The 13402-nt window shown below is 58.0% G+C and carries 12 protein-coding genes; 10 read left to right on the forward strand and 2 right to left on the reverse strand.

The window, feature by feature from the left end; genetic code table 11:
• Positions 1-17: 17 nt before the first annotated feature.
• Entirely contained in the window at positions 18-2015 is a 1998-nt protein-coding gene (gene mnmC / locus ACOTYB_RS16705; RefSeq protein ID WP_220153258.1) for a bifunctional tRNA (5-methylaminomethyl-2-thiouridine)(34)-methyltransferase MnmD/FAD-dependent 5-carboxymethylaminomethyl-2-thiouridine(34) oxidoreductase MnmC, read from the reverse strand.
• A gap of 158 nt (positions 2016-2173) precedes the next feature.
• Here mnmC and fabB point away from each other — a divergent pair, with 158 nt between their 5' ends.
• Positions 2174-3391 carry a beta-ketoacyl-ACP synthase I gene (gene fabB, locus ACOTYB_RS16710; RefSeq protein WP_003861395.1) on the forward strand — a complete coding sequence of 406 codons (1218 nt, stop codon included), beginning with the start codon at positions 2174-2176 and terminating at the stop codon, positions 3389-3391.
• 68 nt (positions 3392-3459) lie between these two features.
• Positions 3460-4638: an MFS transporter gene (locus ACOTYB_RS16715; protein ID WP_045349110.1), complete on the forward strand. Its 1179-nt coding sequence runs from the start codon at positions 3460-3462 to the stop codon at positions 4636-4638.
• Between the two features lie 87 nt (positions 4639-4725).
• Here ACOTYB_RS16715 and flk read toward each other — a convergent pair whose 3' ends face one another.
• Positions 4726-5730: a flagella biosynthesis regulator Flk gene (flk, locus tag ACOTYB_RS16720; protein WP_045141721.1), complete on the reverse strand. Its 1005-nt coding sequence runs from the start codon at positions 5728-5730 to the stop codon at positions 4726-4728.
• A gap of 111 nt (positions 5731-5841) precedes the next feature.
• Here flk and pdxB point away from each other — a divergent pair, with 111 nt between their 5' ends.
• The 8 genes from pdxB to cvpA all read left to right on the forward strand — a co-directional run bounded on the left by pdxB (position 5842) and on the right by cvpA (position 13375).
• Positions 5842-6978 carry a 4-phosphoerythronate dehydrogenase PdxB gene (pdxB, locus tag ACOTYB_RS16725; RefSeq protein WP_421765843.1) on the forward strand — a complete coding sequence of 379 codons (1137 nt, stop codon included), beginning with the start codon at positions 5842-5844 and terminating at the stop codon, positions 6976-6978.
• Between the two features lie 66 nt (positions 6979-7044).
• Positions 7045-8058, forward strand: a complete 1014-nt coding sequence (locus ACOTYB_RS16730) for an aspartate-semialdehyde dehydrogenase (protein WP_421765844.1) — start codon at positions 7045-7047, stop codon at positions 8056-8058.
• The gene (truA, locus tag ACOTYB_RS16735) at positions 8058-8870 is read left to right on the forward strand and encodes a tRNA pseudouridine(38-40) synthase TruA (protein WP_409248805.1); all 813 of its coding nucleotides are present in this window, start codon (positions 8058-8060) and stop codon (positions 8868-8870) included. Before ACOTYB_RS16730 ends, truA begins: the two co-directional genes overlap by 1 nt.
• Before the next feature lie 28 nt (positions 8871-8898).
• The gene (locus ACOTYB_RS16740) at positions 8899-9558 is read left to right on the forward strand and encodes a DedA family protein (RefSeq protein WP_003861406.1); all 660 of its coding nucleotides are present in this window, start codon (positions 8899-8901) and stop codon (positions 9556-9558) included.
• 154 nt (positions 9559-9712) lie between these two features.
• A complete protein-coding gene (gene accD / locus ACOTYB_RS16745; protein WP_003861408.1) occupies positions 9713-10618 on the forward strand; it encodes an acetyl-CoA carboxylase, carboxyltransferase subunit beta in 906 nt (301 codons plus the stop codon).
• Between the two features lie 70 nt (positions 10619-10688).
• Positions 10689-11957, forward strand: coding sequence for a bifunctional tetrahydrofolate synthase/dihydrofolate synthase (gene folC / locus ACOTYB_RS16750; protein ID WP_409248804.1), 1269 nt, complete (start codon positions 10689-10691; stop codon positions 11955-11957).
• Positions 11947-12633, forward strand: a complete 687-nt coding sequence (gene dedD / locus ACOTYB_RS16755) for a cell division protein DedD (protein ID WP_047055393.1) — start codon at positions 11947-11949, stop codon at positions 12631-12633. The genes folC and dedD overlap by 11 nt, the downstream gene beginning before the upstream one ends.
• Positions 12634-12886: 253 nt before the next feature.
• Entirely contained in the window at positions 12887-13375 is a 489-nt protein-coding gene (gene cvpA, locus ACOTYB_RS16760) for a colicin V production protein (protein WP_000262116.1), read from the forward strand.
• Positions 13376-13402 lie beyond the last annotated feature (27 nt).

The raw sequence follows: 13402 nt of genomic DNA on the forward strand, positions 1-13402 counted from the left end.
GGGCACCAGACCGCACCCTACTTGACCATTTTCCCCTTCAGCAATTTCCGCACCCACAGTCGGTTTGGATTCAGCCCCGCGAGCGTAACCCTGTCCAGCGGAACCGGCTCGTCGCTCATTTGCGCGGCTAACGCTTCAGCCAGCAGCGGCGCGGAGCACAATCCCCGCGAGCCTAAGCCACCCAGCATAAACAGCTCGGGGTGAACGGGCGCACTTACCGCCGTTTCTTTGCTGTCTGCAAGATCCTGATAGACTTCAAGCGTGGCGTCATAGTCCGGCACGTTTCCCGCCATCGGCAGGTGATCGCGGGTCGCGCAGCGTACGCCGCAGCGCGCCTGACCCTCACTGACATCAACCTCTTTCGCCCACGACGCATCCGGAAAACAGTCGACCAGGCGCTGTCGGTTTTGCTGCTGATCCGCTTCGCTGTACTGCATATCTGTTTCACCGCGATGGTAGCTGGCGCCGATGCAGTGATGGCCGTTGGAGGGATTTTGCGGCGTCAGGTAGCCGTCGTAACACAGCACCTGACGCAGTTTGCTCAGTTCGGGCGCGGTCGGGATATGGCTCACCTGGCCGCCGACTGGATAAACCGGCAATGACGCTGTCTGGGTAAACTGAGTGATGTGATGTCCGTTGGCCAGTACAACGCTGGCATGCTGCGCCTCTTTACCGTCAGCGAAACGCAGCTTCCAGTGTGCAGTGCGGCTTAGCGATTGAACCTTATGGGCATAATGCACTGTCAACCCACGCGACTGCCCGAGGGCTATCGCCGCAGAAGTCAGTTCAGCCGGACACAGCCAGCCGCCGAGTGGATACTGAATTCCGCCGCAGCCGGTGTCGACACCAGCGGTCTCAGCAACCTGCTGAGCCGTCACTGCATGGGCGATGGTTTCCGGCAGCCCCAGCGACAGCATTTGGGTGATTTTCTGCTGGCTCTTCTCGTCCCAGCCGAGCTGCGTCACGCCGCACCAGTCGTGGTCGAACCCAACAGGCAGGCTATCGTAAAGGCGGCGAGCAAACGTAAACGCCGCCGGGAAGAACTGGAACAGTGCCGGATCGTGTGCACTTAATAAGGGATAAAGCGCGCCCTGACGGTTGCCTGATGCGCCCGTCGCCGGTGCCTCGTCAGCGCAGTAGAGCGTCACCTGCCAGCCACGGTGCAGCAGCGCCAGCGAGAGCAGGGCGCTGGCAATACCCCCGCCCACAATAGCGACCTCACGCGAGGTGCTGGCGCGGCGGGCAAACCAGGGGGCCTGCGCCGGGATCGCCAGATCCTGTTCCATCACCCCGACCAGCATGTCGCGTTTGCGGCCAAAGCCTTTGGTTTTCCGCATGGTAAACCCCGCCTCCTGCAACCCACGACGGACAAAGCCCGCGGAGGTGAAGGTAGCAAGCGTCGCGCCCGGGCGCGCCAGACGTGCCATGGCGCTGAACAGGTGCGGGCTCCACATGTCCGGGTTTTTAGCGGGCGCAAAACCGTCCAGGAACCAGGCGTCCACTTTCTGATTCATTGAGTCATCAAGCTTATCGGTCAGGTCGTTAATATCGCCCAGCCACAGGTCGAGGGTGACGCGTCCGTCATCCAGATACAGACGATGACAGCCGCCGATAGCCGGTGGCCACTGGGTCTGAAGCTGTTCCGCCCAGTGGGCAAGCTCCGGCCAGCGCTGATGGGCAAGCCGCAGATCGTGCGCGGTAAGCGGAAATTTTTCGAAACTGATGAAATGTAATCTTTGTAAGGTAGCCTCGGGGTATGCAGCGCGAAACTGATCGAACGCCTGCCAGAGGGTCAGAAAATTCAGCCCGGTGCCGAAACCGCTCTCCGCCACGACGAACAGACTGCGCGGATGCTCAGGGAAGCGGGTGCTGAGATGATTTCCGTCGAGGAAGACATAGCGCGTCTCTTCCAGTCCGTTATCATTAGAAAAGTAGACGTCATCAAAATCTCGGGAAACAGGTGTACCCTCAGCGTTGAATTCGAGGTTGGCAGGTTGTATGGCGTTTTGTTTCACGTAAGTTACTCGTCCGACAGGCAGTGGCACGATCTTAGCGATGTGAGCCCATCGGTGCAAATTTCCACAGAAAATGGCTGATCGGACTTGTTCGGCGTACAAGTGTACGCTATTGTGCGACTCGAAACTTTTTATAGTGCGACTTACAGAGGTATTGAATGAAACGTGCAGTGATTACTGGCCTGGGCATCGTTTCCAGCATCGGTAATAACCAGCAGGAAGTCCTGGCATCTCTGCGTGAAGGACGCTCCGGGATCACTTTCTCTGAAGAGTTTAAAGATTCTGGAATGCGTAGCCACGTATGGGGTAACGTTAAACTGGACACCACCGGTTTAATTGACCGTAAAGTGGTTCGTTTCATGAACGATGCCTCTATCTACGCCTATCTTTCCATGCAGGAAGCGATCAAGGATTCTGGTCTGAGCGAAGACGTTTACCAGAACAACCCACGCGTGGGCCTGATTGCAGGTTCCGGCGGTTCTTCTAAAGCTCAGGTGTTCGGTGCTGACGCCATGCGCAGCCCGCGCGGCCTGAAAGCGGTCGGTCCATATGTTGTGACCAAAGCCATGGGTTCAGCGGTTTCCGCGTGCCTGGCAACGCCGTTCAAAATCCACGGTGTGAACTACTCCATCAGCTCCGCATGTGCGACCTCCGCACACTGTATCGGTAATGCGGTTGAGCAGATCCAACTGGGCAAACAGGACATCGTATTTGCTGGCGGCGGCGAAGAGCTGGGCTGGGAAATGGCCTGTGAGTTCGACGCGATGGGCGCACTGTCCACCAAATACAACGAAACGCCAGACAAAGCGTCCCGTACTTATGATGCACACCGCGACGGTTTTGTTATCGCTGGCGGCGGCGGTATGGTTGTGGTTGAAGAGCTTGAACACGCGCTGGCGCGTGGCGCGCACATCTATGCTGAGATCGTGGGCTACGGCGCAACGTCTGACGGCGCTGACATGGTTGCTCCATCCGGTGAAGGCGCGGTGCGCTGCATGAAGATGGCGATGCACGGTGTTGATACTCCAATCGACTACCTGAACTCCCACGGCACCTCAACGCCGGTAGGCGACGTGAAAGAGCTGGGTGCGATCCGTGAAGTGTTCGGCGACAACAGCCCGGCTATCTCTGCAACCAAAGCCATGACCGGTCACTCTCTGGGCGCGGCGGGCGTGCAGGAAGCGATCTACTCTCTGCTGATGCTGGAAAACGGCTTTATCGCGCCAAGCATCAACATCGAAGAGATGGACGAGCAGGCGGCTGGCCTGAACATCGTGACCGAAACCACCGAACGTGAGCTGACGACCGTTATGTCCAACAGCTTCGGTTTCGGCGGCACCAACGCCACGCTGGTGATGCGTAAGCTGAAAGCGTAAGCGTTTGAAGGTATAGTAGAAGGGAGCCGCGCGGCTCCCTTTTTTTATGCCTGAACACGGAGTTATGCATGAAGGCTGTTACCCCTGAGAAGAGCGCTCCTTCCGGGAACCTTTCCCTTTTCCGCATCGCCTTTGCGGTGTTTCTGACCTATATGACCGTTGGCCTGCCGCTGCCGGTGATCCCCTTGTTCGTTCACCAGGAGCTGGGCTATGGCAACACCATGGTCGGTATTGCGGTGGGCATTCAGTTTTTAGCGACGGTATTAACCCGGGGCTACGCCGGTCGCCTGGCGGATCAGCACGGCGCAAAACGCTCGGCGTTGCAGGGCATGTTTGCCTGCGGGCTGGCGGGGGGAGCCTGGCTGCTGGCGGCGCTGTTGCCGATAGATGCAGCGTATAAATTCGCGCTGCTGGTGGCAGGGCGTCTGATCCTCGGCTTTGGCGAAAGCCAGCTGCTGACCGGCACCCTTACCTGGGGAATGGGGCTGGTGGGGCCTGCGCGTTCCGGAAAAGTGATGTCCTGGAACGGGATGGCGATTTACGGCGCGCTGGCGGCAGGCGCACCGCTGGGGCTGCTGATCCACAGCCAGTTTGGTTTTGCGGCGCTGGCAGGCACCACCATGGTATTGCCGCTGCTGGCGTGGGCGTTTAACGGTTCGGTGCGTAAGGTGCCCGCCCATAAAGGCGAGCGTCCTTCGCTGTGGAGCGTGGTGGGGCAAATCTGGCAGCCGGGGCTTGGGCTGGCGCTTCAGGGGGTGGGCTTCGCGGTTATTGGTACCTTTGTTTCCCTCTATTTCATGAGCCGCGGCTGGGCGATGGCGGGCTTTACGCTGACGGCCTTTGGCGGCGCGTTTGTATTGATGCGCGTGCTGTTTGGCTGGATGCCGGATCGCTTTGGCGGCGTGAAGGTGGCCGTGGCGTCACTTGTCATTGAGACCGTGGGTCTGGTACTGCTCTGGCAGGCGCCCTCTGCATCCGTTGCGCTGCTGGGTGCGGCGTTGACCGGCTGCGGCTGCTCCCTGATCTTCCCGGCGCTGGGCGTTGAAGTGGTGAAGCGCGTGGCTCCGCAGGTGCGCGGCACGGCGCTGGGCGGCTATGCGGCGTTTCAGGATATCTCATACGGGGTCACCGGGCCGCTGGCGGGGCTGCTTGCAACGTCGTTTGGCTATCCTTCCGTCTTCCTGGCCGGTGCGGTGTCAGCGGTGGTGGGAATTGTGGTGACGCTGGTGGCGTTTCGCAAGCGGTAGTATGTTGCCGGGTGGCGGCTTCGCCTTACCCGGCCTACTGTTCGAGCCGTTGTAGGCCCGGTAAGCGAAGCGCCACCGGGCAAATCCTCACGCAACTAGCCAGAAAATCGCCAGCGCAATCACCAACGCGATAAACATCAATCCCGGACGGGCAGAAAGCGTTTTGAACGTATCAACTACGGGGGCAAACAGCGGGTTGTAGATCGGCTGAATGTTTCTTACCTCCGGCACGCCGCCTTCCCGCTCGGCGCGGCGAACGAAGATCTGATTGAGCACATCCTGCACCTGCGCGGTGGTCAGCACCGTTTGCGGCGTAGCCTGCCAGCTCTGCTGAGCGTAATCCCGGATCGTATCGAACTCGTGCGGTTCCAGCGGTTGTTTCAGCGCCGCCTGTACGCTGTGCAGGGTCGGGGCGCTCTGGGTGCTGAGCGTCTGACGCGCCTGGAGCCAGGTGACCAGATGGGTAAACTGTTTTGCCGGGATCATCTCGCCCGCTTTCACACCGGAAAGTTCCAGCATGGATTGCCAGATAAGCTTTGTGGGTTCGCCGGTAGCGGCAGCCAGTTTAGTGACCATCTGCTTGAGCGTATTATGCTCCGCAGGCTGCAATGGCCGCTCTGTAGACGGGCGCTGTTGCGGCTGCGGGATAGAAAGCTGATTGCTTTGCAGCAGGGTCAACACGGTTTTCAGCTGTTCTTGCGAAAGCTGGCTCAGGGCGGTATGACCGTACTGTTGACGGATAAAATCACTCACCGCCTGGCGATTATTCCCCTGGCCCAATAGCTCGGTCAGCTGCGAGATAATCTGACGGGTAGTATGTTGCTGCTGTGCGCTGGTAAGACGCTGGTTAAGGTTTTGTTCGGCGGCAGGGAAATGGCGCGACTGTAGCGGCGCATCGTTTCTTACGCCCAAATCGTGCTTAACGCCGGCCCATACCTCTGCGTTTTGCTGTGAGGTTAACGCAATAAGACGCGTGATCAGACGCTCCAGTACGGTGCGTTGCTGCGTGGAGAGCGGTTGTTCGCCTGGCGTGTTGGGCGTTACGGGGCCTTCACCCGGAGGGCGCGGAGGCGTACCTGAAATGGGCTGCATCGTCAAAAATCCTTAAAGTCAAACTCTGCGTAACCGGGCGGAGATATATGCCCGGCGGCGAGATTATGGCACACTTGGCAGGTTTACTTCCTCTCAAACAGGTACTCAGACGTGAAAATCCTCGTTGATGAAAATATGCCTTACGCCCGTGAGCTGTTCAGCCGCCTGGGTGAGGTTAAGGCTGTCCCTGGTCGCCCGATTCCGGTCAGCGAACTGGACGATGCAGACGCCCTGATGGTGCGCTCGGTGACCAAAGTAAATGAGGCACTGCTCACCGGCAAAGGGGTTAAATTTGTCGGGACGGCAACGGCCGGGACCGATCATGTGGATGACCAGTGGCTTAAGCAGGCGGGGATTGGTTTTTCCGCGGCGCCAGGCTGTAACGCCATTGCCGTCGTGGAATATGTTTTCTCCTCGCTATTGATGCTGGCCGAGCGCGATGGTTTTGCGCTGAAAGACCGCACCGTCGGGATTGTGGGTGTGGGCAACGTGGGCGGACGTCTGCAAAAGCGTCTGGAAGCCTGGGGTATCCACACCCTGCTGTGCGATCCGCCGCGTAAGGATAACGGCGATGAAGGCGACTTCCGCACGCTGGATGAGCTGGTCGACGAGTGCGACGTCATCACCTTCCATACGCCGCTCTTTAAAGAGGGGCCGTACAAGACTCTGCACCTGGCCGACGAAAAGCTGATCCGCCGTCTGAAGGCTGGCACTATTCTGATAAATGCCTGCCGGGGACCGGTGGTGGATAACGCGGCGCTGCTGGCATGTCTGAACGAACGACAAAACCTCAGCGTGGTGCTGGACGTCTGGGAACCCGAGCCGGATCTCAACGTTGAGCTACTCAACAAGGTGGACGTGGGCACCGCGCATATCGCTGGCTACACGCTTGAAGGCAAAGCGCGCGGCACGACGCAGGTGTTTGAAGCCTACAGCGACTTTATCGGTCATACGCAGCAGGTAGCGCTGGATACCTTACTCCCCGCGCCAGAATTTGGTCGCATCACTCTGCACGGCCCGCTCGATCAGGCAACGCTGAAAAGGCTGGTGCATTTGGTGTATGATGTGCGCCGCGATGACGCGCTGCTGCGTAAAGTGGCGGGTATTCCGGGTGAGTTTGACAAGCTGCGCAAAAATTACCTTGAGCGCCGCGAGTGGTCTTCCCTGTATGTCATGTGCGATGACGCGTCAGCGGCGGGGCTGCTGCATAAACTGGGATTTAACGCCGTTCACCACCCGGCACGTTAATGTCTTCTTAATGCTCCCTGTCGGATGCTCCGGCAGGGACGCTTTTTATTTCTGGAGTAAACCACCATGTCTGAAGGCTGGAACATTGCCATTTTGGGTGCCACTGGCGCCGTGGGCGAAGCCCTGCTTGAAACCCTTGCTGAGCGTCAGTTCCCGGTGGGTGAGATTTACGCACTGGCGCGTACCGACAGCGCAGGAGAACATCTGCGTTTCGGCGGCAAATCCGTGATGGTGCAGGACGCCGCCGCGTTTGACTGGACGCAGGCTCAGCTGGCGTTTTTTGCCGCAGGTGCGGAAGCCACGGCGTCTTACATTGAAGAAGCGACAAATTCAGGCTGTCTGGTGATCGACCTGAGCGGCCTGTTCTCCCTGGAGCCGGATGTGCCGCTGGTGGTGCCAGACGTCAACCCGTTTGTGCTGGCTGACTACCGCAACCGCAACATCATTGCAGTACCGAACAGTCTCACCAGCCAGTTGCTGACCGCGCTGAAGCCGCTGATCGACGACGGTGGCCTGTCGCGTATTTCCGTGACCAGCCTGCTTTCAGCCTCCGCTAACGGTAAAAAAGCCGTAGACGCACTGGCAGGGCAGAGCGCGAAGCTGCTGAACGGTATCCCGATCGACGAAGATGATTTCTTTGGCCGCCAGCTGGCGTTCAACATGCTGCCGCTGCTGCCGGATCGTGAAGGTTCGGTGCGGGAAGAGCGTCGTATCGTCGATGAAGCACGCAAAATTTTGCAGGATGACGGGCTGATGATCTCCGCGAATGTCGTGCAGTCTCCGGTCTTTTACGGCCACGCGCAGATGGTCGGGTTTGAAGCCCTGCGTCCGCTGGCGGCTGAAGAAGCCCGCGACGCGTTTGGCCGCGGTGCGGACATTGTCCTGTCCGAAGAGAGCGAATTCCCGACGCAGGCGGGCGACGCCACCGGCAGCGCGCATCTCTCTGTGGGCTGCGTGCGTAACGATTACGGTATGCCGGAGCAGGTGCAGTTCTGGTCCGTTGCCGACAACGTGCGTTTTGGCGGCGCGCTGATGGCGGTCAAAATCGCGGAAAAACTGGTGCAGGAGTATCTGTACTGATGTCAGATGTGGAACAAAAGCCGGTCCACAGAATTGCCCTCGGCATTGAATACGATGGCAGTAAATACTATGGCTGGCAGCGGCAGAATGAGGTGTGCAGCGTCCAGGAGAAGCTGGAGAAAGCGCTCTCTCAGGTAGCGAATGAACCGATAAGCGTCTTCTGCGCGGGCCGCACCGATGCCGGCGTTCACGGCACGGGGCAGGTGGTGCATTTTGACACCACCGCCGTGCGCAAAGACGCGGCCTGGACGCTGGGTGTAAATGCGAATTTGCCTGGTGACATTGCCGTGCGTTGGGTGAAAGCTGTGCCGGATGATTTTCACGCGCGTTTCAGCGCGACGGCGCGGCGCTACCGTTATGTCATCTATAACCAGCGCCTGCGCCCGGCGGTGTTAAGCCAGGGCGTGACGCATTTTTATGAACCGCTGGATGCAGAACGTATGCAGCGTGCGGCGCAGTGTCTGATTGGAGAGAATGATTTTACGTCGTTTCGTGCGGTGCAGTGTCAGTCCCGTACGCCGTGGCGTAACGTCATGCACATTAACGTCAGTCGGTATGGCGCGTATGTGGTGGTGGATATCAAAGCCAATGCCTTTGTACATCATATGGTGCGGAATATTGTGGGCAGCCTGATGGAAGTGGGCGCCGGACACCAGCCGGAGAGCTGGATTGCAGAACTGCTTGCAGCGAAGGACAGAACGCTTGCGGCAGCAACGGCGAAAGCGGAAGGGCTGTATCTGGTTTCGGTGGATTATCCGGACCGGTTCGACCTGCCAAAACCGCCAATGGGCCCGCTGTTTTTAGCGGACTAAACAAAGGTGCAATTAGGGCTTAGACAATATGGACGTAATACGTTTTCTGATTGATTTCATCCTGCATATTGATGTTCACCTGGCGGAGCTGGTCGCGCAGTACGGCGTCTGGGTTTACGCCATTCTGTTCCTCATTCTGTTCTGTGAAACCGGCCTTGTGGTTACGCCGTTCCTGCCTGGAGATTCACTGCTGTTCGTGGCGGGCGCGTTATCCGCACTGCCAACGAATGACCTGAATGTCCATCTGATGGTCGTCCTGATGATCATCGCCGCGATTGTTGGTGATGCGGTCAACTACACCATCGGGCGGGTGTTTGGCGAGCGGTTGTTCAGTAATCCGGACTCGAAGATTTTCCGCCGCAGTTATTTAGATAAGACCCATGCGTTCTATGAGCGCCATGGCGGTAAGACCATTATCCTTGCCCGTTTTGTGCCTATTGTGCGTACATTTGCACCGTTTGTGGCGGGAATGGGTCACATGTCCTATCGTCATTTTGCCATGTACAACGTGGTGGGCGCGCTGCTGTGGGTGCTGCTGTTCACCTATGCAGGCTACCTGTTTGGCGATCTGCCGGTGGTTCAGGAAAACCTTAAGTTACTGATTGTAGCGATTATTGTGCTTTCCGTACTGCCTGGCGTCATCGAAATTATCCGTCACAAACGCGCGGCGGCAAAGCAAGCGAAGTAAATGCACGCTGGCGGTTCGACCACTTTTTTATCCAAAGTTTCGGGCTGTTATGTTTTAATGTGCAACATTCATGGTCTGTTGGAGGCAAAAATGGCATTATTCGCCTCTTACAGCAAAACTGGCATACGACCAGGTTCAGGCAGAAAGGTTATCAATGAGCTGGATTGAACGAATTAAAAGCAACATTACCCCAACGCGTAAAGCGAGCATTCCTGAAGGGGTATGGACGAAGTGTGATAGCTGCGGCCAGGTTCTGTATCGCGCAGAGCTGGAACGCAATCTTGAGGTGTGTCCGAAGTGTGACCACCATATGCGTATGTCGGCGCGCAACCGCCTGCATAGCCTGCTGGACGAAGGTTCTCTGGTAGAACTGGGCAGCGAACTGGAGCCAAAAGATGTGCTCAAGTTCCGCGACTCCAAAAAATACAAAGATCGTCTGGCCTCTGCGCAGAAAGAGACCGGCGAGAAAGACGCGCTAATCGTCATGAAAGGCACCCTGCATGAAATGCCGGTGGTTGCCGCCGCGTTTGAGTTCTCCTTTATGGGCGGCTCAATGGGCTCCGTGGTCGGCGCGCGTTTCGTGCGTGCCGTTGAGCAGGCGCTGGAAGACAACTGCCCGCTGATCTGCTTCTCCGCCTCCGGTGGCGCACGTATGCAGGAAGCGCTGATGTCCCTGATGCAGATGGCGAAAACCTCTGCGGCGCTGGCGAAAATGCAGGAGCGCGGTCTGCCGTACATTTCGGTACTGACCGACCCAACCATGGGCGGCGTTTCTGCAAGCTTCGCCATGCTGGGCGACCTGAACATCGCGGAGCCAAAAGCGCTGATCGGCTTTGCCGGTCCTCGCGTTATCGAGCAGACCGTACGTGAGAAACTGCCGCCGGGCTTCCAGCGCAGTGAGTTCCTCATTGAGAAAGGCGCTATCGATATGATCGTCCGCCGTCCGGAAATGCGCCTGAAACTGGCCAGCATTCTGGCGAAGCTGATGAATCTGCCAGCGCCTAACCCGGACGAGCCGCGCGAAGGCGTGGTGGTACCGGATCAGGAACCCGAGGCCTGATAACTGAAAAGGGCAGGGCCGAATGGCGCTGCCCTTTTGCTTTCTAAACCGTTAATGACAACCGGGCATCATGGAAAATAAAAGCATTCCTCAAGCCACGTCGCCCCTGGCCGCGTGGCTTTCTTATCTGGAAAACCTGCACAGTAAAACTATCGACATGGGCCTTGAGCGCGTAAGCCAGGTTGCCGCGCGTCTTGACGTGCTGAAACCCGCGCCTTTCGTGTTTACCGTCGCCGGCACTAACGGTAAAGGCACTACCTGCCACACGCTGGAATCTGTCCTGATGGCGGCGGGGTACAAAGTTGGCGTTTACAGCTCGCCGCATCTGGTGCGCTATACCGAGCGCGTGCGGGTGCAAAACACCGAGCTGGCGGAATCGGCCCATACGGCGTCGTTTGCCGCTATCGAAGCGGCGCGCGGCGAAACCTCATTAACCTATTTCGAATATGGCACCCTGTCGGCGCTGTGGCTGTTTAAGCAGGCGCAGCTGGACGTGGTGATCCTGGAAGTGGGGCTGGGCGGGCGTCTGGATGCCACCAATATGGTGGATGCGGATGTCGCCGTCGTCACCAGCATCGCGCTGGATCACACCGACTGGCTGGGCCCGGACCGCGAGAGCATTGGCCGTGAGAAGGCCGGTATTTTCCGGGCCAATAAGCCTGCCGTGGTAGGCGAACCGGACATGCCACATACCATCGCTGAGGTAGCGAAAGAGAAGGGCGCTCGTCTGCTGCGTCGCGGCGTGGACTGGCAGTATGAGGTGCAGGACAACGGCTGGCGCTTCAGCGATGCGCAGGGCGTGCTGGAGAGTCTGCCCCTGCCGCAGGTGCCACAGCCTAACGCGGCGACTGCGCTGGCAGCCCTGCGCGCCAGCGGATTAGCGGTAAGCGAGCAGGCAATCCGCGATGGCATTCAGAACGCACTGTTACCAGGACGTTTTCAGATTGTGAGTGAGTCACCGCGTCTGATTCTGGATGTTGCACATAACCCGCATGCGGCGGCGTACCTCGCAGGACGTCTCAAATCGTTACCAAAAACCGGGCGCGTGCTGGCGGTTATCGGTATGCTTCATGATAAAGATATCGGCGGCACGCTGGCCTGCATGGAGAGTGTGGTCGATAGCTGGTATTGTGCTCCTCTGGAAGGGCCGCGCGGCGCGACTGCTGAGCAGTTGATGGAACATCTCGGCAAAGGCGAAATCTACAGCAGTGTGGTTTCGGCCTGGCGTGCCGCGATGGCGGAGGCTAAACCAGAAGATACCGTGCTGGTGTGTGGGTCATTCCACACGGTGGCACATGTCATGGAAGTGATGGACGCGGGGAGAACCGGTGGCGAGTAAGTTTCAGAACCGTTTAACAGGAACCATTGTGCTGGTCGCGCTCGGGGTGATTATTCTCCCGGGATTGCTCGACGGGCAGAAAAAGCATTACCAGGATGAATTTGCGGCCATTCCGCTGGTACCCAAACCGGGCGATCGCGACGAGCCCGATATGTTGCCAGCGGCAACGCAGGCGCTGCCTGCCCAGCCGCCAGAAGGCGCAGCGGAAGAGGTGCGCGCAGGTGATGCAGCCGCGCCGTCGCTCGATCCCTCGCGCCTGGCGACGAACAATAACATCGAGATTGATCCGGTGCCGGTAGAACAGCCTAAGCCTGTTGAGAAGCCGAAACCGGTGGAGAAGCCGCAGCCGAAACCGCAGCGGGATAAAGCGGCCGAGCAACTGGCAGCCGCTTCAGAAACGCCACCGCAGGCAAAACAGGACGCGGCCCCTACCGGCAAAGCCTATGTCGTTCAGCTCGGTGCGTTGAAAAATGCAGATAAGGTCAATGAGATCGTGAGTAAAGTGCGCGGCGCGGGATACCGTGTTTATACTTCACCCACCACGCCGGTACAGGGTAAAATTACGCGTATCCTCGTGGGGCCGGATGCGTCGAAAGATAAGCTCAAAGGTTCGCTTGGCGAGCTGAAGCAAATCTCCGGCCTGAGCGGTGTGGTGATGAACTACAGCGCCAACTGATAGAAATTATCCCCTCACCCTGGCCCTCCCCCTAAAGGGGCGAGGGGTCGGTTTACTCCCTCTCCCTTGAGGGAGAGGGCCGAGGTGAGGGGGAGGCAGACGTTCACAGAAACGTCAAAGGTGCGGGGCGTTGAGCATTTTTTCAGCGCCTTTTTTATTTACGCGTGGGAAGGAAATCCCTACGCAAACGTTTTCTTTTTCTGTTAGAATTCGCCCCGAACTGGATGACAGGGCGTTAAATCGTGGGACACATATGGTCTGGATTGATTACGCCATCATTGCGGTGATTGGTTTTTCCTGTCTGGTTAGCCTGATCCGTGGCTTTGTTCGTGAAGCGTTATCGCTGGTAACCTGGGGTTGTGCTTTCTTTGTTGCCAGTCATTACTACACTTACCTGTCTGTCTGGTTCACGGGCTTTGAAGATGAACTGGTCCGAAACGGAATCGCCATCGCGGTGCTGTTTATCGCGACGCTGATTGTCGGCGCTATCGTCAATTACGTGATAGGTCAGCTGGTCGAGAAAACCGGTCTGTCAGGAACGGACAGGGTGCTCGGCATCTGTTTCGGCGCGTTGCGAGGCGTGCTCATTGTGGCCGCGATCCTGTTCTTCCTGGATACCTTTACCGGGTTCTCCAAAAGTGAAGACTGGCAAAAATCGCAGCTCATTCCGGAGTTCAGCTTCATCATCAGATGGTTCTTTGACTATCTGCAAAGCTCGTCGAGTTTCTTGCCCAGGGCATAAACCCTGAGATGTGGCTTAACGAGGAAA

The sequence above is a fragment of the Enterobacter cloacae complex sp. IR5450 genome, from assembly GCF_049238665.1.
GTDB classification, from domain to species: Bacteria; Pseudomonadota; Gammaproteobacteria; order Enterobacterales; family Enterobacteriaceae; genus Enterobacter; species Enterobacter hormaechei_C.